Source organism: Aeromonas sp. 102P, assembly GCF_051920345.1.
Lineage (GTDB): Bacteria > Pseudomonadota > Gammaproteobacteria > Enterobacterales > Aeromonadaceae > Aeromonas > Aeromonas veronii.
Genome location: NZ_JBQBCZ010000009.1, coordinates 22,024 through 41,168, shown reverse-complemented (window position 1 = coordinate 41,168; position 19,145 = coordinate 22,024). Strand labels below are relative to the sequence as shown.

19 protein-coding genes are annotated in these 19,145 nt (G+C 57.9%); 15 read left to right on the top strand and 4 right to left on the bottom strand.

The features are described from left to right. Positions 1-254: 254 nt before the first annotated feature. Both ACTG1K_RS23880 and ACTG1K_RS23875 read left to right on the top strand, forming a co-directional pair. The gene (locus tag ACTG1K_RS23880) at positions 255-842 is read left to right on the top strand and encodes a single-stranded DNA-binding protein (protein ID WP_058059298.1); all 588 of its coding nucleotides are present in this window, start codon (positions 255-257) and stop codon (positions 840-842) included. Between the two features lie 149 nt (positions 843-991). Next, positions 992-1,735: a substrate-binding periplasmic protein gene (locus ACTG1K_RS23875; RefSeq protein WP_270820893.1), complete on the top strand. Its 744-nt coding sequence runs from the start codon at positions 992-994 to the stop codon at positions 1,733-1,735. 72 nt (positions 1,736-1,807) lie between these two features. Here the strand turns inward: ACTG1K_RS23875 and ACTG1K_RS23870 are convergent, their stop codons facing one another. Next, on the bottom strand, positions 1,808-1,930 hold the full coding sequence (locus ACTG1K_RS23870) for a hypothetical protein (RefSeq protein ID WP_005306071.1): 123 nt from the start codon (positions 1,928-1,930) through the stop codon (positions 1,808-1,810). Positions 1,931-2,394: 464 nt separating this feature from the next. Between ACTG1K_RS23870 and ACTG1K_RS23865 the strand changes: the two genes are divergently transcribed. The 9 genes from ACTG1K_RS23865 (at position 2,395) to ACTG1K_RS23825 (ending at position 11,113) form a co-directional block, all read left to right on the top strand. Next, positions 2,395-3,297 (top strand): cation diffusion facilitator family transporter, encoded by a 903-nt coding sequence (locus tag ACTG1K_RS23865; protein ID WP_440004676.1) that lies wholly within the window; start codon positions 2,395-2,397, stop codon positions 3,295-3,297. Between the two features lie 207 nt (positions 3,298-3,504). Further along, a complete protein-coding gene (locus tag ACTG1K_RS23860; RefSeq protein WP_440006056.1) occupies positions 3,505-4,452 on the top strand; it encodes an IS481 family transposase in 948 nt (315 codons plus the stop codon). A gap of 23 nt (positions 4,453-4,475) precedes the next feature. Further along, on the top strand, positions 4,476-4,760 hold the full coding sequence (gene yjbD, locus ACTG1K_RS23855; protein WP_005340165.1) for a DUF3811 domain-containing protein: 285 nt from the start codon (positions 4,476-4,478) through the stop codon (positions 4,758-4,760). A gap of 595 nt (positions 4,761-5,355) precedes the next feature. Next, the gene (gene cspE / locus ACTG1K_RS23850) at positions 5,356-5,568 is read left to right on the top strand and encodes a transcription antiterminator/RNA stability regulator CspE (protein WP_005316548.1); all 213 of its coding nucleotides are present in this window, start codon (positions 5,356-5,358) and stop codon (positions 5,566-5,568) included. A 305-nt stretch (positions 5,569-5,873) separates the two neighbouring features. Continuing rightward, positions 5,874-7,232, top strand: coding sequence for an NCS2 family permease (locus ACTG1K_RS23845; protein WP_440004677.1), 1,359 nt, complete (start codon positions 5,874-5,876; stop codon positions 7,230-7,232). 239 nt (positions 7,233-7,471) lie between these two features. Next, positions 7,472-8,542: a dihydroxyacetone kinase subunit DhaK gene (dhaK, locus tag ACTG1K_RS23840; protein WP_005340163.1), complete on the top strand. Its 1,071-nt coding sequence runs from the start codon at positions 7,472-7,474 to the stop codon at positions 8,540-8,542. A gap of 15 nt (positions 8,543-8,557) precedes the next feature. Further along, entirely contained in the window at positions 8,558-9,187 is a 630-nt protein-coding gene (gene dhaL / locus ACTG1K_RS23835; RefSeq protein WP_021231630.1) for a dihydroxyacetone kinase subunit DhaL, read from the top strand. Between the two features lies 1 nt (position 9,188). After that, the gene (gene dhaM / locus ACTG1K_RS23830) at positions 9,189-9,905 is read left to right on the top strand and encodes a dihydroxyacetone kinase phosphoryl donor subunit DhaM (RefSeq protein WP_042032198.1); all 717 of its coding nucleotides are present in this window, start codon (positions 9,189-9,191) and stop codon (positions 9,903-9,905) included. Positions 9,906-10,030: 125 nt separating this feature from the next. Then, on the top strand, positions 10,031-11,113 hold the full coding sequence (locus ACTG1K_RS23825; RefSeq protein WP_167557495.1) for a glycerol dehydrogenase: 1,083 nt from the start codon (positions 10,031-10,033) through the stop codon (positions 11,111-11,113). An 88-nt stretch (positions 11,114-11,201) separates the two neighbouring features. Here the strand turns inward: ACTG1K_RS23825 and dhaR are convergent, their stop codons facing one another. Further along, positions 11,202-13,103 (bottom strand): dihydroxyacetone kinase operon transcriptional regulator DhaR, encoded by a 1,902-nt coding sequence (gene dhaR, locus ACTG1K_RS23820; protein WP_421284426.1) that lies wholly within the window; start codon positions 13,101-13,103, stop codon positions 11,202-11,204. A gap of 470 nt (positions 13,104-13,573) precedes the next feature. Here dhaR and ACTG1K_RS23815 point away from each other — a divergent pair, with 470 nt between their 5' ends. Then, the gene (locus tag ACTG1K_RS23815; protein WP_440004678.1) at positions 13,574-14,404 is read left to right on the top strand and encodes a TIGR02391 family protein; all 831 of its coding nucleotides are present in this window, start codon (positions 13,574-13,576) and stop codon (positions 14,402-14,404) included. A gap of 150 nt (positions 14,405-14,554) precedes the next feature. After that, positions 14,555-15,214 (top strand): hypothetical protein, encoded by a 660-nt coding sequence (locus tag ACTG1K_RS23810; RefSeq protein WP_440004679.1) that lies wholly within the window; start codon positions 14,555-14,557, stop codon positions 15,212-15,214. A 176-nt stretch (positions 15,215-15,390) separates the two neighbouring features. On the opposite strand, the gene ydiK is transcribed toward ACTG1K_RS23810, so the two are convergent. Both ydiK and ACTG1K_RS23800 read right to left on the bottom strand, forming a co-directional pair. Next, positions 15,391-16,476, bottom strand: a complete 1,086-nt coding sequence (gene ydiK / locus ACTG1K_RS23805; RefSeq protein WP_167566667.1) for an AI-2E family transporter YdiK — start codon at positions 16,474-16,476, stop codon at positions 15,391-15,393. After that, on the bottom strand, positions 16,473-17,861 hold the full coding sequence (locus tag ACTG1K_RS23800) for a phosphatase PAP2 family protein (protein WP_440004680.1): 1,389 nt from the start codon (positions 17,859-17,861) through the stop codon (positions 16,473-16,475). The genes ydiK and ACTG1K_RS23800 overlap by 4 nt, the downstream gene beginning before the upstream one ends. A gap of 185 nt (positions 17,862-18,046) precedes the next feature. Between ACTG1K_RS23800 and ACTG1K_RS23795 the strand changes: the two genes are divergently transcribed. Further along, positions 18,047-18,427: a hypothetical protein gene (locus ACTG1K_RS23795; protein WP_005340143.1), complete on the top strand. Its 381-nt coding sequence runs from the start codon at positions 18,047-18,049 to the stop codon at positions 18,425-18,427. Positions 18,428-18,684: 257 nt separating this feature from the next. After that, the gene (gene hslR, locus ACTG1K_RS23790; protein WP_005340141.1) at positions 18,685-19,083 is read left to right on the top strand and encodes a ribosome-associated heat shock protein Hsp15; all 399 of its coding nucleotides are present in this window, start codon (positions 18,685-18,687) and stop codon (positions 19,081-19,083) included. Positions 19,084-19,145: the final 62 nt, after the last annotated feature.

Here is a 19,145-nt window from a genome sequence, read left to right as displayed (position 1 = left end):
GTCACACCCTGACCAAGGCGGCGAGTTTGCCCCCAATCCACACCAGCAAGCGCTCGCCCGCAGAGTGATCAACTGTTACTATTGGGGGCTAAACCTGAATCAGAACACGCGAAACGAGCACTCTGATTGCTGCAACGGTTATAGAAAAACCATGCTGTTCAATATGATAACGACATGGTCATGAAAAAAGCGCGGTAACTTATTTAGTGGGTCCAGGCCTTGCCTGACCGGAATATAAAGGTGGAAGAGAGATTATGGCCAGTCGAGGCATCAATAAAGTCATTCTGATCGGTAACCTCGGGCAAGACCCGGAAGTACGCTACATGCCGAGTGGCGGTGCTGTGACCAACATTACTCTGGCTACCTCCGAAACCTGGCGCGACAAGCAGACCGGTGAGCAGAAAGAGCGTACCGAATGGCACCGCGTCGTCTTCATGGGCAAGTTGGCCGAAGTGGCTGGCGAGTACCTAAAGAAGGGCTCCCAGGTCTATGTGGAAGGCAAACTGCAGACCCGTAAATGGCAAGATCAGAGCGGCCAGGAGCGCTACACCACTGAAGTGCTGGTCGACAGCTTCACTGGCGTGATGCAGATGCTGGGTGGTCGTCCGCAAGGCGGTCAGGGCATGGGCCAGAACATGGGTGGCCAATCCCAGGGTAGCTGGGGTCAGCCGCAGCAGAGCATGCCTGCCCAGCAGCCGATGAATCAGCAGCGCCCGGCACCGGCTCCGCAGCAGAATATGCAGCCGCAAGGCGGTTATGGCCGTCCTGCCCAGCAGCCGCAATCTGCGCCGCCGGTATATAACGAGCCGCCGATGGATTTCGACGACGATATCCCGTTCTAAGAACAGAATATTGAAAAGGCCCTGATAACTCAGGGTCTTTTTTTATGCACTCAGGCTGAACCTCTCAGCCCGAAAGGGATATAACGCTTTATGGTTGCCTCCCCTACAGTGATGGATATCCTCCACAGGAGCGCTTTGTGAAAAGTGCAATGAAACTGCTCACCCCTTTATTGCTAATGCTGACCAGCATGCTCTCCGGCCAGTTGCTGGCAACGCCACTCAAGGTCGGGGTCAGCTTTGCCATCCCCCCTTATGTCATCGAAAGTAATCAGCGTGGCATTGAGCTGGATCTGCTGAAAGAGGCGTTCGCTGGCAGCGGCTATGAGCCCAGCTTTGAATTTCTGCCACTGGAGCGTACCTTCCGCCTGTTCGAGTCAGGAAAGCTGGATGCCATCATCAACGTCAGACCCGGTATGGTTGATCCTCACGTTCTGACCCAGCCAGTTATCACCTTCCATAACCGGATCTTCACCCTGCGCAGCACCCACATCAGCACTCTGGACGACCTGCATTCAAAACGGGTCACCGCCTTTCAACGGGCAAGGATCATTCTGGGGGGCGCGTTCGCCACCATGGCCAACCAGAATCCCCACTATGAGGAGGTAGCCAAGCAGCAGGTGCAGGTACATCAGCTAATGCGCGGCAGGGTAGATGCCGTCGTACTGGAGGAGCGGGTGTTCTACTACTACCTCGACCAGCTGATTGCCACCGCCCAGGCAGGCGAGCACTACGAGCGCAATCAGGTCAGGCAAGCAGACCTCTTCCCGCCCACCGTCTATCACTTTGCCTTCCGAACGGCCGATGCTCGCAATCTGTTTGATAAGCGCCTTGAGGCGATGCGTCAGGATGGTCGTTATCACCAGATTTTCGCGGCTTACGGCGCCACGCCGTGAGCCACAAACATAAAAGCCAGCCGGTAAGGGCTGGCTTTGTACTGGCTCCGAAGGAACAGCAGTAGGGGAGCGTTACTTCATTGCGCTGCCGTTTTTCAGTTCTGCTTTCTGACGTTTGGCTTCGCGTTTCTCTTTCAGTGACATCTGCGGTTTTTTCTTGGCATCTTTGCCGTTGTGATGTTCTTTGTTACTCATCATCAAACTCCAAAAATGTTACCCAGACAGTTGGTTCCTCATGGGAGCCAGCATGCCATCCGAATCATCAACTTCAGTACGCTTGGTGGGATGGTGCAAGACCATCACCAGACCCAGCATACCCTCCAGCGGCATCCGGATCCAGCCTCATTCTCGTCCAAAAGATGTCGCGCGCAGCCCCTTGAGAGGGGAGGCCAAACGACCTCGACAGGAAAGACCCAAAAAGAGTAATTCGCATTATTAAATGTTGTCACGCTTATATTAAGTCATCGTTGGCTAGATATTTTCACGGAGAAATATAAATCCCTCTCATTATTTATTGCCGCGCAAGAGGTCACCATTTTAATAAGCATTCGCAATATCATCGGAAACATCAGGTTACAACACCGAATAGGTTATTTCCGGTCAGCCGGATATAATACGCGCCGCACCGAAATATCCGTTTTTATTCAGGAAGCTGTGACATGAACAGAAAAACCAGAGCCGCCATGGTGTCGGTCTGCTCCAATATCAGTCTGATCATCATGAAAATGGTGGCCGGGTTCGCCAGCGGCTCGGTCAGTATCATCTCGGAGGCGATCCACTCCGCCATGGATCTGGTGGCGGCCCTGATCGCCCTGTTCGCGGTGAAAAAGTCCGATCTCCCGCCTGATGAGCGCCACCCCTATGGTCACGACAAGATTGAAAATGTCTCCGGCGTCATCGAAGCACTGCTTATCTTGCTGGCCGCGAGCTGGATCATCTTCGAAGCCGTCGACAAGCTGATCACCCCCAGCCCCATCGAGAGCATTGGCTGGGGCGTACTGGTGATGGTGATCTCGGCGCTGGTCAACAGCGGCGTCTCTGCCTACCTCTACAAGGTGGCCCGAGAGGAGGAGTCGGTCGCGCTGGCTGCCGATGCGCTTCATCTCAAGGCGGACGTGCTCACCTCCACCGGGGTCGCCGTCGGTCTTGGCGGGATCTGGCTGGCCGGTCTGTTCGGCCATTCACTCGCCATCCTCGACCCGATGGTCGCCATTGCGGTCGCCATCTTTATTGTCAGAGAGGCGATCAGCATGCTCAACGAGGCCTTCCAGCCGCTGATCGACCAGAGCATGAGCCCGGAAGAGCTGGCAATGACCAGCCGCATCATCACCGAATGCTGCCCTGCTGCCAGCGGTTTTCACGATCTGCGCAGCCGTCGTGCCGGTCGTCGTCGCCATATCGACTTCCACCTCACCCTGCCCCCGGAGATGAGCATCGGCGAAGCCCACGATATCTGTGATCGCATCGAACACGCCATCATGGAGCAACTGCCCCACGCCATCGTGCTGATCCACGTCGAGCCGGAGGAGCAAGAGCTGCCCTCACCGCTCGCCATAAATTGAAATGTGGCAAACAGGCGGGAAAGTGGCCGCGAAATAACAGAAAGTTGGCACAAACCCGCATTTTTACTGCCGGAAAGCCGATTGCATAAGAAGTGATCGGCACAACTGTGTTAGGGTGTCTAACTGTGATCTCTCTGTAGGTTGTTCACTCGGGGCATTCCCGGAGAATTGGAGGCACCAACCAAACCAATCATCCGAGGTGCCCGAGTGAACAATCATAAAAATGCCCGATTAACCGTCTTTGGTCGACAGCTTCTTGTCCAGCGTATCCTTGAGCAGGGCCTGCGCGTTGAAGAGGCCGCTCACGCTGCCGGGGTCAGTATCCGCACCGCTTACAAGTGGCTCACTCGATATCGCCAGGAGGGACCTGATGGTTTGTACAATCGCTCTTCTCGACCCGCATCTTGCCCTCATGCCATTGATGACCAGCGCCAGCAGAGGATTATCGAACTGCGCAAGCAGCGACGGACCTATCGGCACATCAGCCAATATCTGGGCATAGGGCACAGTACTGTCGCCCGCATCTTGCAGCGCATGGGACTTCATCGATTGGCCAATCTGGCCCCAGCTGTTCCAGTACAACGCTATGAACATGAGAAACCGGGTGACTTGCTGCATCTGGACATCAAAAAGTTGGGGCGTTTCCACCGTCCCGGCCATCGTATCACCGGCGACCGCAGCAAGGACTCACGCGGCGCAGGGTGGGAGTGTGTTCATGTGGCGATTGATGACCACTCCCGTGTGGCGTTCAGCGCTCTGCATCCTGATGAAACGGGACGCAGTGCCTGCCTGGCGCTGTTACAGGCACTTCGCTACTACGCCGGGCTCGGCATTTGTTTCAGTCGGCTACTCACGGACAATGGAGCCTGTTACCGGTCGAAACGCTTCCAGAAGCTGTGTCGTCGGCTGGGGCTCAAGCATCTGCGCACCAAGCCTTACACACCACAAACCAATGGCAAAGCAGAGCGCTTCATTCAGACCGCCCTGCGTGAGTGGGCTTATGCACGGAGCTATGACTCGTCAGAGCAACGGGCAGAGCACTTGCAACCGTGGTTGCATGAGTACAACTGGCATCGTCCTCATGCCAGTCTGGGCTACCAGCCCCCCATCAGTCGTCTTCAATCTGTGAACAACCTGGTGGGTTTACACATCTAACCACCCTGCCGCAGGAGCGCGCCGTGAAAAAGCTGGAAATGAAAGATCTGACCGAGGCCGAAAAAGCCGAGATAGCCTTGTTATTGCAAAAGGCACAAGCCAATGCAGACCACCAGCTGACCAACGGAGAGCGGAACAAGATCCGCGAAGAGGGTCGCCTGAAAATTGTGGCCGACCGCGCCGAAGCGGCCAAGGCAGCCTCCAAGCTGGCTCGCGAGAAAGCCAAAGAGCGTGCCAAGAATCAGGTACTGCCGGAAACCTTCAGCTGGATTGATTCGGTCAGCAACAAGTTTCGCAGCAAGCGCTGATCCCTTCTTGCAAAACGCCCGCTGGCACTTGGTGCATGCGGGCGTTTGCATGTCTGGGCGATGCTCGATGCGCCAGATTTGGCGCTGCCATTGATTTGCCGCTCAGAAGCTAATCGCAGCAGCAAAGAAGTGATTTACATTGTGAGTTAGAGAGAACGACAACTGACAATCCCCATCTATCGCCAGCTTTTCATTTTTTCTCATATTTTTTGCCAGAACTGGCTACATAGTCAGGACAAAAAAGCCGAATCTGGCTTGCCACAGGGTGATATGAGTCTGCACTGATTTTTCTATGCCGTTGAAATGCATCATGTTTACTATAAAAAATGATATTTTTGGCTGTTACAAAACATTAATATCGAGATAAAGTTTGCTTTAAAAATGAGAGCGTGTTTTAATCTTTCTCGATGGTTCGGCAGTTCAGACCTGATTATGTTAGGCAGTCATTTTAGTAAAGCAGTGATTAGCATAAGCGTTATCCTCGGATAATTCTTATCAAATAATTCTCCTTCTTTAGTGCTCCCCATACGTATTGCTGACGAAAAATCAAAAATTGCCATTTAGGTGGCATTCAACACTATTTAAGGAAATTATTATGTCTAACAAAATGACTGGTACCGTTAAGTTCTTCAACGCTGAGAAAGGTTTTGGTTTCATCTCCCCGGCTGACGGCAGCAAAGACGTGTTCGTACACTTCTCCGCTATCCAGTCCACCAGCTTCAAAACCCTGGACGAAGGTCAGCGCGTTGAGTTCACCATCGAGCAAGGCCAGAAAGGCCCGGCTGCTGCCAACGTAGTTGGTCTGTAATTCAAGCCGGAGCATGCTGCTGATGGCTTATGCCAACTGCTGACAGCTCTGCAAGAATTTAAAAAAACCCGCTTCGGCGGGTTTTTTGTTTTTCCCCGCTTTTTCCTCACTGATCTCCCCTCCCCCGACCGCTTGATCCCTGCCTTACACGCTCTCACCGCTTGAGTCTCACAATGAGCTCCGAATGGACTCAAAATGTAAAATAGTGACGAAAAAGTCAGGTTATCCGCTGTATTTGCCGCGAATTCTTGCTATTTTGCGCGCCACCAACGCAAACGATTTCCTTCACACTTTCAGGATTAGTTATGGCAAAGCAAGATATGGCCGCCCAAACAGGGACAGGCGGCTTTCTGGACTCTTATTTTTCCATTTCTGCGCGCGGCAGCAGCGTGCGCCAGGAGCTGGTCGCGGGGCTGACCACCTTCCTGGCGATGGTCTACAGCATCATAGTGGTGCCGAACATGCTGGGTGCCGCCGGCTTTGAGCAGGGCCCGGTGTTTGTGGCCACCTGCTTGATCGCCGCCTTCGGCTCCCTGCTGATGGGGCTGTGGGCCAAGCTGCCAATGGCTATCGGTTGCGCCATCTCCCTCACCGCCTTTACCGCATTCAGTCTGGTACTGGGTCAGGGACTGAGCATTCCGGTCGCGCTGGGCGCCATCTTCCTGATGGGTGTGCTGTTTACCCTGATCAGCGTCACCGGCGTGCGCCAGTGGATCCTGGATAACCTCCCCTCCGGCATCGCTCACGGCACCGGCATCGGTATCGGTCTGTTCCTGCTGCTGATCGCCACCAACGGCGTCGGCATGGTGATCAAGAACGAAGGGGCCGGTTTGCCGGTTCAGCTGGGTGAAGTGACCGCCTTCCCGGTCATCATGACGGTGCTGGGTCTGGCCGCCATCTTCGGTCTGGAGCGTCGCAAGGTGCCAGGCGGAATCCTGATGGTGATTATCGCCATCTCCATCCTCGGCCTTATCTTCGACCCGAAAGTGACCTGGCAGGGCTTCTTCGCCATGCCGAGCCTGACTGGCGAGAAAGGCTCTCTGGTAGGCAGCATGGATCTGCTGGGCGCCCTCAATCCGGTAGTCATTCCGACCGTACTGGCGCTGGTGATGACCGCCGTGTTTGACGCCACCGGCACCATCCGTGCCGTGGCCGGTCAGGCAGGCCTCATCAACGAACGTGGCCACATCATCAGCGGCGGCAAGGCCCTGACTGCCGACTCCGTCAGCAGCATGGTGGCAGGCGCCGTAGGTGGTGCTCCGGCTGCCGTCTACATCGAATCCGCCGCAGGCACCGCGGCCGGTGGCAAGACCGGTCTGACCGCCGCGCTGGTCGGCGTGCTGTTCCTGCTGATGATCTTCCTCTCCCCGCTCAGCTATCTGGTACCGGCTTACGCCACCGCACCAGCCCTGATGTACGTCGGTCTGCTGATGCTGGGCAACGTCACCAAGCTGGACTTCAGCGACTCGGTCGATGCCCTCGCCGGCATGCTGTGCGCCGTCTTCATCGTGCTGACCTGCAACATCGTGACCGGTATCATGCTGGGCTTCGTGGCGCTGGTCGTTGGCCGCATCTTCGCTGCCGAGTGGAAGAAGCTGAACATCGGCACCGTCATCATCGCCCTGGCGCTGGTGATCTTCTATGCCGGTGGCTGGGCCATCTAACCCGTCCGTTTTATTCCGGTTATAGCGAAGGGCCCTGCGGGGCCCTTTTTCATGGCTGTGAGTCAGCTAACAGTTTCCCGCCCGCCAGCCCTGCGCCGTTTCAGATTGAAACACCCATACCCCTTCTGCTGTTTCAAATCCGAACCAAATCGCCCGTCATTTTTATCCCTTTTTCTGTCGTTAGACTGGCTCCATCAACCATTTGCCCACCCGAGCGGTGGCAAGCCAAGGAGTGAGCCATGAAGAAACTGATCAATGCCGTCGATGCCGTGGTCCGTGAACAACTGATGGGGATGGCAGCCGCCCACCCGGAGCTCAAGGTACGTATCGAACCCCACTACATCACCCGCGCCGACTCCCCCGTGATGGGCAAGGTGGCGCTGGTCTCCGGCGGTGGCAGCGGCCACGAGCCGATGCACGGCGGGCTGGTGGGCAAAGGGATGCTGGATGGCGCCTGCCCCGGCGAGATCTTTACCTCCCCCACCCCGGATCAGATGTACGAGTGCGGTCAGGCCGTTGATGGCGGCGCGGGCGTGCTGTTTCTGGTGAAGAACTACACCGGCGACGTACTCAACTTCGAGACCGCGGTCGAGCTGCTGCACGGCGACGGGGTCAAGGTGGGCTTCGCCCTGATCGATGACGACGTGGCGGTCAAAGACAGCCTCTACACCGCCGGTCGCCGTGGGGTTGCCACGACCGTGCTGTGCGAGAAGCTGGTCGGTGCCGCCGCAGAGGCGGGCTACGATCTGGCGCGCTGCGAGGCGCTGGCCCGTCGCATCAACAACCAGAGCCGCACCATAGGCGTGGCCATGCATGCCTGCACCGTGCCGGCCGCAGGCAAGCCCTCCTTCACCCTGGCGGACAACGAGCTGGAATTCGGCGTCGGTATCCACGGCGAACCGGGCATCGAACGTCGCCCCTTCACCGACCTCAATACCCTGGTGGACGACATGTTCAGCGAGCTTGCTGACAACACCCCCTATGGCCGCACCCTGCGCCACTGGGATCGCACCAGCGGCAGCTGGCAGGAAGAGCACACCTTTATCGAACCGCTCAACAAGGGCGATCGGGTGATCGCGCTGGTCAACAGCCTGGGCGGCACCCCCATCTCCGAGCTCTATGGCGTCTATGGTCGCCTTGCCACCCTGTGCGAAGAGGCGGGCATCCATCTGGTGCGCAACCTGATCGGTCCCTACTGCACCTCCCTCGACATGACCGGCATCTCCATCACATTGCTCAAGGTGGATGACGAACTGATGACCCTGTGGGATGCCCCCGTTCACACCCCAGCCCTGCGTCGCGGCTGCTAAGGAGTGCCGATAGCCATGCTAAGCAAACACCACATCGTCAACTGGCTGCTCGACTGCGAACACATCTTTACCGAGCAGCGTGACTACCTCACCGCGCTGGATACCGATATCGGCGACGGCGACCACGGCCTCAACATGCAACGCGGCTTCGCCAAGGTGGCCGAGAAGCTGCCGGCAGTAGCGGACAAGGATATCGGGCAGGTACTGAAAACCACCGGCATGACCTTGCTCTCCTCGGTCGGCGGTGCCAGCGGCCCGCTCTACGGCACCTTCTTTATCCGGGCGGCGGCCAGCAGCGATGCCTGCCAGAGCCTAAGCCTCAGCCAGCTGTGCAAGATGCTGAGCGACGGGGTGGAGGGGATCGTCTCCCGCGGCCGTGCCGAGCCGGGCGACAAGACCATGTGCGACGCCTGGTGGCCGGCTCTGGCAGCCCTGCAGCAGGCACAGCAGCAAGAGTTGCCCCTCAATGAAGCGCTGGACAAGGCAGTAGCGGCCGCAGCAGCCGGTACCGAGGCCACCATCCAGATGCAGGCCCGCAAGGGGCGCGCCAGCTATCTTGGCGAGCGCAGCATCGGCCATCAGGATGCCGGGGCCACCTCGACCCTGCTGCTGCTGACTGCCCTGCGTGACAGAGCGAGGTTGTGACATGATCGGAATCGTAGTTGTCTCTCACAGCGCCATGCTGGCGGCCGGTTTGAAAGCGCTGGCCGACCAGCTCGGCAGCCCGGCCCGATTGCTGCTGGCGGCCGGGGTCGATGACCCCGACCACCCCATCGGCACCGATGCCATCGCGGTGATGAGTGCGATTGAAGAAGCGGATGACGGCAGCGGTGTGCTGGTGCTGATGGACTTGGGCAGCGCTCTGCTCAGCGCCGAGACCGCCCTCGAACTGCTACCCCCGGAGCTGAGCGCGAGGGTGCGGCTCTGCCCCGCCCCGCTGGTCGAGGGCACTCTGGCCGCTGTGGTGGCGGCCGGTTCCGGCCTGACGCTGGATGAGGTGGCCGCCGAGGCGCTCGGCGCGCTGGGCCCAAAACAGGCGATGCTGCCTGCCAGCGCGGCGCAGGCCGCCACCGAGACCGCCCCCGTTGCCGACGACGGCTGGCTGCGCTGTGAGGTGGTGGTGGATAACCCCCACGGCCTACATGTGCGCCCCGCCGCCCGGCTGGTGGCCGCCCTCAAGCCCTTTGCCGCTGAACTCAAGTTGCAAAAGGGGGACAAAGAGGCCAATCCCCGTAGCCTGACCCGGCTCGCCATGCTCAACGTGCGTCAGGGCGACCAGCTCACCCTGCTGGCGCGCGGCGAGGATGCCACCGCCGCCCTGACCTGCTTCCAGCAGCTGGCCGCCGAGCGCTTCGGCGACTGACGCCACTGCTTCAAGGGGCTGCACTCGCTCGCTGAGCCTGTGCAGCACCATTCAAGACGAAGGAGTCCCCGGCACTGCCGCCCCTTCGCCCCGATTCTTAATTCATAAAGAGAGAGGGATAAAATATGGACCGCATCATCATCAGCCCCAGCAAATACGTGCAAGGCAACGGGGCCCTCGCCAATATCGGCAACTACGTCAAAGCGCTCGGCAGCAAGCCGCTTATTCTGGCCGACGCCTTCGTCACCAAGCTGGTCGGCGATACCGTGGCCACCAGCTTCCACGGCGCCGGTATCAAGCCCGAGTTCGACTGCTTCAACGGCGAGTGCTCCCGCCCCGAGATCGACCGCCTGCTGGCCCGCTGCCAGCAGACCCCGTTTGACGTCATCATCGGCATCGGCGGCGGCAAAACGCTGGATACCGCCAAGTCGGTCGCCTTCTACCAGAAGGTGCCGGTGGTCATAGTGCCGACCATAGCCTCCACTGATGCCCCCACCAGCGCGCTGGCGGTCATCTACACCCCGGAAGGGCAATTCAGCGAATACCTGATGATCCCGACCAACCCCAATATGGTCATCATGGATACCGGCGTGGTCTCCCGCGCTCCAGTGCGGCTGCTGGTCTCCGGCATGGGGGATGCGCTCTCCACCTACTTCGAGGCGCGCGCCAACAAGGTTTCCGGTTGCCAGACCATGGCCGGTGGCGCCTCCACGCTGGCGGCGCAAGCCATCGCCGAGCTCTGCTACAAGACTCTGCTGGCCGACGGCTACAAGGCCAAGCTGGCGGTGGAGCAGGGGCTCTGCACCAAGGCGGTGGAGAACATCATCGAGGCCAACACCTATCTGAGCGGTATCGGCTTCGAGAGCAGCGGTCTGGCCGCCGCCCATGCCATCCACAACGGCCTGACCCAGCTGGCCGAGTGCCACCACCTCTACCACGGTGAGAAAGTGGCGTTCGGTACCCTGGTGCAGCTGGTGCTGGAGAATGCCCCGATGGCGGAGATCGAAACCGTGCTGGCCTTCTGCCGCTCGGTGGGCCTGCCGACCAACCTGCATATGATGGGGGTCAAGGAGCTGGATATGGCGCGCCTGATGGAGGTGGCCAAAGCCTCCACTGCCGAGGGCGAAACCATCCATAACATGCCGTTCAAGGTCACCGCCGAGGATGTGCTGGCGGCCATCGTCACCGCCCACCAGCTGGGGCTGTAACCACGCCACCACTGACCTGCCATATAACACGGCCCCGCAACTGCGGGGCCTTTTCATTTTCTGCGGGCCGGTTCGCAACGGCTCGCCGTCAGCCGTGATAGTCGGCGGGATCGATCTCGAGCAGTTTGAGCCGCCGCCACAGGGTGGTGCGGCTGATGCCAAGATGCTGGGCCATCTGGCTCACCTGTCCCTTGCAGGCGTGAGCGCAGCGCAAGATGGCTTGCCGCTCCAGCTCCGCCAGCGTGAGCAGCGGTTGTCCCACCACCTCGTCCGCCACCCGCTGATAGCCGTGGCGAATGGCGGCGGGCAGCGCCTCGGGCGGGATCGGCCCCTGACCGGCGTGAAGCAGCGCATGCTCGACGGCGCTGCGCAGCTCCCCCAGATTGCCGGGCCAGGGATAGGCCAGCAGACAATCGAGGGCCGCCGGACTGAACTGGCGTACCGGCTCGCGCCCCTGCGCTGCCAACTGCTGGCTGATCAGGCCCGGCAGATCCGCCGCGCGCTCCCGCAGCCCCGGCAGCCACAGCTCGCACGCCTGCAAGGCATAGAGCAGCTGGCGGCCAAACAGCCCCTCCTGCACCAGCTGCTCCAGCGGGGCGCTGCTGGTGGCGATGATCCGCACCTTGAGCGGCAGGATGCGGGCCGAATCGAAGCGCTGGATGCGGCCGGTCTTGAGCAGTTGCAGCAGCGCCGCCTGCATGGGGGCAGAGAGACACTCCACCTGCTCCAGCACCAGGGTGCCGCCGTGGGCCAGCTCGAACTTGCCCGCCCGCTCCTGCCCCGCCTCGTCGGAACCCATCAGCTCCAGCGCCATCCGCTCGCTCGGCAGCGCCTTGCAGTTGAGGGTAATGAGCGGCCCGGTGGCCCGTTCGCTGCCAAAGTGAATAGCCTCCGCCAGCTGGGCCTTGCCCACCTCCTCCTCGCCGCGCAGCAGGATCGGCCCCTGACTCTGGGCCGCCTGCCGGGCATAGCGCAGCAGCTTGCGCATGGCGCTCGACTCCCCCACCAGCGCCGACAGCTCGGGCACCGTCTGGCGCAGCTGGTGAATGGCCCGCAGCCGATCGACCGGGTGCAGCAGGGCGATAAAGCTGACCCCCTCCGGCCCCGGCAGCGGCTTGAGGCTCACCAGCGCATTGATAAACTCCCCCTCCTGCGCGCCGAGCCGCTCCAGCGTCACCTCCACATGACTCAGTGGCGTCTGCCCCCTGATGGCCAGCTGCAACCGCTGGGGCAGCAGCAGGTGCTGCTCCAGCGGCTGGCCGAGACAGAGCGCGGGATCGAGCCGCAGCCGGTGGGCCGCCAGCGCGTTGAGGTAGCGCAGCCGCCCTTGCGGGTCCCAGGCCAGCACGCCGTCATCCATACCATCGAGCAGGGCGTAAAGCTCGCTCAGGTGATGCTGGGACTCCTGCATCAGGGTCTCCATCTGCAGCAGATGAGCCAGCTCGCGCCCGGCACTGACGGTGAGCGCCAGATCGCCGGCGCTCGCCTCCTCCACCTTGCAGATCAAAGCGATGATGGCGACCTGACGGCCATTGCTGTTGTAGACCGGGCTGGCGCAGCTGTGCCATGGGTGCAGGGTCTGGTTGAAGTGCTGGGGGCCGCTGACGCAGAGCGGCACTCCCTCCAGCGCCGCCAGATTGATGGCATTGGTGCCGATGCGCCCCTCGCTGAAAAAGGCGCCGGGGCCAAACCCCAGCGCCGCCAGCTCGCGCAGGGTATCGGGGTGGCCGGTCCGGGCCAGCAGGCAGCCGCTCTCGTCGGTGAGCAGCAGGGCACAGGGGCGCCCCTCCATAAATTCGTAGAGATCCTCGAGGGCCATCTCGCCGGTGGTGAGCAGGTCCCGTTTGCGCTGGCGCAGGCTCTGCAAGGTCTGCCCCTTGGCGCTGTGGGGCGGATGCCAGAGGGTGGCACTGGTCTGGTGAGCGCAGCGCAGCCAGGATGCCTGCAGATAGTCAGGCCAAGCGAGCAGCGGCTGAAGGTCAGATGGCATGGTCACAGCAATATCCGGCAAGATGTGAGCTGACCATTTAACCACGCCAGCGCACCCGATTCAGTGACCTGCCTCAGAGGGTGGCAACCCTATCCTCTGCAAGGTCGGGTTCGCCCCCGGCAAATTGCTGATCGAGCCTGTGGCAAAAGGCGAGGCACATCGGCATTACCCCGCACTTCTGATATGTCACCTCGATCACACTACTGACTTGTTTATGAAGAGGAGGCCGGGTGGCTCTTTCCATTGCCGCCCCTTAAGTGTATTTTTGCTCAGTGGGTAAGCGGAGCCAAAGGCAAGTTTCGAATAAACATATTTAGCGCCAAAGGTAGGCCAACAATATAATTGCTATAAATTAAATTTCGTAGCGATTATTTAGATGGTTTCTTGGCTTTATATAGAGCTCTATGGCACACCTAATTACATTCACTATCTAATTACAGTTATACATTCAGTAGATATAATGGATTATGATGATAAAATTAGCAGATATAGAATATCGAGGAAGATGTGGAGTTTCACGACACTGCATAAATGCAGTTGTAGAAATTATTCACTTCGGAAGACAAATAAATGAAGTTAAAATATTAACTTCAGGAAGTGGGTACGACTGTCATCATGTTCTTCTACTGAACGTTGATTCCGATGTAACCATTGCAATAAAGTCTGGATTTACATCAGGCTATTCTGGAGAAGGCCCAAGATCTTTCTCTTACGTATTATCAACACTCCAAAAATTCACTCAAGAAATTTATGAATATTTAGTCCCTTGTGAACTCATTGAAAGAGTAGATAAATCAGCGCTTTCCGAAAAAGACCTAAAATGGTTATCAGAACAACACCCTGTCATACCTCATCGATGGTATGATTATATTTATGAACGGCACTATCCTGAATTAAATATAATGCAATACTTTCCTGCAGAGGTCCCACTGTCATTGCTAGACCCTCGCTTACATGAAATTGCTTTTTCATTTAAAACAAATCCAGACAATGCTCTATTAGCAGGTTATAGATTATTAGAGCGCTTGATCAAAGACAAATCTGGTCTAACTCAGGAAACTGGGGCGAAGCTATTCTCTAAAGCATTTCAGGGTGACGATGCTCCTTTATACTGGGATGGCCTAGATGGAAGTGAGGTTAAAGGACGCGCGACACTATTTTCAAGTGTTTTTATGGCTTACAGAAATCGACGTGCTCATCAAGAACCAGATGGCGATATCCATGAAGATTTAAGAGAATTCATGCTATTGAATCAACTTTTTATTTTGGAAGAGTCTGCTAAATTCCGAGAGCATCACTAACCAACTCATCAATGTGGACAGCCAAAGCATGGCGCTCATAGTTAATATGATCATTTGTGTTTACGGCAGCAAACTTAAATTCAGTGTTTTGTGTTGTCAGTCCTTTAAGTATGCGTTAGTGTACAACATCTTTAATAAAAGGGGTGAGAATTGAATAAACAAACAAAATTTATTTTGGGGTCTTTGTTTGTTGTTTTACTGGTGCCAATATTAGCTTATATGTATAAATTTGGTTTGGGGTTTTGGGAACAACCAAATGAATGGGCTGATTTAGGTAGTTATGTAGGTGGTGTATATACCCCAATTCTTTCGCTGATTACACTGACTGTTATATCTCTGCAAATATTTATACAACATCAGCAGTATCAACACTCGTTGATTCAGCACCAAGAAGAACAAATCAAAGAGTACTTGATTGCCCTAGAAGAAGCGCTAACCATTAATATAGATAACGTGAGCTCTCGTGATTTTCTTGTGAGTCTATGTCGAGATATATCTAAAGATAAAATTAAAGATATTTCTGCCGAGTCAATAATGAAATTCAATCAATGTAATCATAGACTTTACTCAATGTGGAGTGAGGTCATGACATGTCTCACAGTCTTAGAAAACATTTCTAACCAAAGCGTTTATAATAAAGTCGTTTTCGCATCAAACAAAAACAAAGTTATAGCCTATCTAAATCCCCAAACATGTAGAATGCTCGATAGGTTTCATTTTATATTCATCTGTAAATGTAAAGAGCTAGGCATATTTATCGATACTGACACTCCCGAGTATTACTATTCAGACCTGAGAACTGGTGGGTAAGAGTGAAATTAGGACACCCGCCTTTCTGAGCTAGTCACAGCATAACAAAGATGAATCTTCTTTTTGAGGGTGTGGCATCAACCTGCCTGACGCTATCGCCATAAACCAAAGAGCCGCCCTTATGGGCGGCTCCTGGCATCAGCGATGGATGGCTGAATCGTCTTTTTACTGAATCGTTATTGGGCCTTGGGCGCTTCCACCGCCGCGGCCACCGGTTGGTCATCTTCCTTGATCCAGGCATCCAGCAGGGTGTAGCCCACCGCCAACACCACGGGGCCGATAAAGAGACCGATGATCCCCATGGTCAGCAAGCCACCGATTACCCCCACCAGAATGAGGATGAGCGGCAGGTCGGCGCCCCGCTTGATGAGGAAGGGGCGCAGGAAGTTGTCCATGGTGCCCGCAATCAGTGACCACACCAGCAGGAAGGTGCCCCAGGTGGTGTCGCCGCTCCAGTAGAGGTAGCCGATACAGGCCAACAGCACCGGGAAGGGGCCGATCTGGGCGACGATCAGCAGGAACATCACCACCACCAGCACCATGGCATAAGGGATACCGGCAATCAGCAGGCCGACACCGGCCACCGAGGATTGCACCAGCGCAGTCACCACCACACCCATCGCCACGGCACGGATCGCCTGTGAAGCCAGCACAGTGGCATTGTCGCCACGCTGACCCGCCAGCCGGTGAGCGAAGCGGCGAATGCCGGTCGCCACCACTTCACCCGAGTGATAGAGCACCCCGCAGATACCGACCGTCAGCAGGAAGTGGACGAACAGCAAGCCAAGATTACCGGCCTGAGAGGCGAGCCAGCGGGCTGTCTGACCGAAATAGGGGGCCAGCTTGGCAAACAGCACCTGACCACCGCTCGCCAGAATTTGCTGCCAGAAGTCATAGAGCTTGTCGCCCACCAGCGGGATCTGTTGCAGCCAGAGCAGCTCTGGCGGTGGTGACTGGCTGATATGGGTACCCAGCTCGATCAGCATGGGCGCCTTCTCCGCCACATTGGCCAGCGTCATAAAGAGCGGGATGACAAACATCAACAGCAGCACCAGCGTCATAAAGAGGGCCGCCAGGGTGCGCTTGCCCCACAACAGGCGCTGCACCATCAGCATCAGCGGCCAGGTGGCGATGGTGATCATGGTGGCCCACACCAGCGCAGGCAGGAAGGGCTGCAACACCAGGAAACAGGAGATAATCAGGATGCTGAGAAACAGCACCCCCAGGGTTATCTTGGCCAAATCCACTTTTTTCACATTCATAGAGTTCCCTTGTCAGAGCCGTTGCCCTTGGGTCGTGTGTCGCATTTCAAGAAAGAGAGTATCCACCAGAGGCCAGCGCTCAACCAGAGCCCCAGCCCGAAAAAGAGCACAAACTGACCAAGCAGTATGGCCAGCGAACTGCTGGTCAGCAGCGGCAGCGCCCAAAGTCCTGCCCCTATGACCGCGCCCCCCGCCAGGGTGACCGCGCCGGTCAGGATGGGGGGATAACCGCCGCGGGTCAGGGTAAGCAAACCGCCAACCCAGAGCCCGAGGGCCGCCAGCCCGATCCCGGCCAGATGGGCCGATTGGGTCAGCCCCCCGAGCGCCAGCGCAGATGCAATCAGCAGCAGCCAAGCCGCCGACTGCCTGTCGGCACGCCAGCAGGGGCGAGCGGCCAGCAGCAAGGCTCCAATCAGCAGGCCAACCGCCACATCGGAGATAAAGTGCACCCCGAGCCAGACCCGCGCCAGACCTGTGGTGAGGGCCAGCAACAGCGCCAACGAATAGGCCAACCCGCGCCGGGCAGGCCAGAGCCAGCCAAGCAGCGCCCCCCAGAACAGCAGGGCCGAAGCGGTATGGCCGCTCGGCATGCCAAAGCCCTGGGCACTGTGAGTCGCCAGTTCAGGTTGCAGATGGAAGGGGCGCGGCCAGCCGATCCCCTCCTTGCTCGCCTGCACCAGCAGCCCAAGCCAGAGCATGGCAAAGAGCAACTGGCGCAGCCGCGGCCACCCCAGCAGCGGGAGCAGCAAAGGTATCAGGGCAAGCTGAAAGCCGCCTGAACCAAACAGATTGCTGACCGACAGCCACCAGACATCGGGCCCCAGCCACTGCTGCAGCCGCAGCATCAGCGGGATCTCGACCTGATGCAGCGCATTGCCCTGCGCCACGAAATCGGCCTGCCAGTGCACCTCGCTCTCGGGCACCTTATCCAGTCGGGATTGCAGCCAGTCGAGCTGATCCGGGAAGCGGCGCTGCTCGCGGGGCAGCTTGTCCACCGCGATCAAACGGGCATTTAGGATCTCCCCGCCCAGATTGGGGGCCTTCAGCAGCGAGACAAAATCGGAATCTTGCTGGGCGACGATGGGTTCCAGAGTGCGGCAGGCAAAAACCTGCGCTTTCTGCCAGCGGCCAAGATCCGCGACGATTTCCCCGCGCAGGCCGGTCTCTTCATACAACTCGCGCAGCGCCGCCTGCTCGGGGCGCTCGTCGCCATCGATATAGCCACCGCTCAGGCTGTAGCGGGAGGAGATGCGATCCTGTACCAGCAGCAGTTGATCCTGATGACGGATGGCACAGGCCGCCGCCGTTGGGCCAGCCGGTTCGGCACTCAGGGCTGGCAGAGCGGCAAACAGCGCCAGCAAGAGTAAAAAGAGGGTTCTCGACATCAATTTGCTTTCCCTATGCACAATGGCGACAAGCCTCCCAGAAATCAGATAGTTGGGCAACGGTAGCGGCCGGATCGCCGCCGTTCCCGCCGCGCTGGCGGTGCACGGAAGATTGCGATGAAGCAGGGCACTCCCTACTATTGGCGGCTATCTTCAATTTCATGCAGCAAACGCTGGAGCCCTCCATGAGACAGTTCGGCTTTTTCCTCGGCATCGCCATCGGTGTCATTTTGATCCTGTTCGGCAGCATCGTCATCTTCCAGGCCCTCCCTGCCGCACTGGATGTGCTGGAGATGCCAAGCCGCATCCCGTTCGTGCGCGAGGTCTACACCTGGCTGATGACCAGCGCCAACGGCCTGACCGCCCAGCTGGAGCAGAACTTCCTGGAAGCGTTCCAGACCGTGCTCAAGCTGATCCTGCTCATCACCTTCATGTGGGTCTGCGTCAAGCTGGTCAACATGGGGGTTCTGATTATCCGCGCCGGGGTTGATCTCATCCGCACCGCCATCGCCCACAGCGAAGGCCCCCACGACCAGAAGAAGCCGGATCAGCACGATCACTTCTGACTCTGATATGGTCGATTGATGTGAACGCTGCCGCCCCCAACCGGGGCGGCAGTGTTATATGCGCGGTATGAAGGCCCTTCCCAGCCCCCATGAATACCCGATAAAGCACCGGCTTTCCCTTGTGAATCAGCAAACTGCCCATATGTTGCATCACCTTGACATGGTTTGCGCCCCGCGCGGCGGCTGCCCGGTTTCTATCCCGACCCCGTGCTCTGGTATAATCGACCACCTCTTTATCCCCGTTATGGAGCCTGTTCATGCCCAATCATGCAGAAAGTGCCCTCGAGGTTCGTCTCGACAAGTGGTTGTGGGCGGCCCGTTTCTACAAGACCCGCTCCATTGCGCGGGATCAGATAGACGGGGGCAAGGTGCACTACAATGGTCAGCGCAGCAAACCGGGCAAACAGGTGGAAGTGGGTGCATTGATCCGCTTCTGGCAGGGGCAGGACGAACGCGAAGTGCGGGTGCTGGCCTTGAGCGAGCAGCGCAAATCGGCCCCGCTGGCCCAGCAGCTCTATGAAGAGACCGCCGAGAGCCTGAAAAAACGGGCCGAGAACAGCGAGGCGCGCCGCTTCAACAGCCAGTTTGCCCCCAGCCCCGAGCGCCGCCCCGACAAGCAGGAGCGACGCCAGTTGCTCAAGGTCAAACAGTACTGACCGACCCCGATTTGATACCGGGCTGGCATCAACCCCAGCCCGCCCGATTTACCTCACCGAAA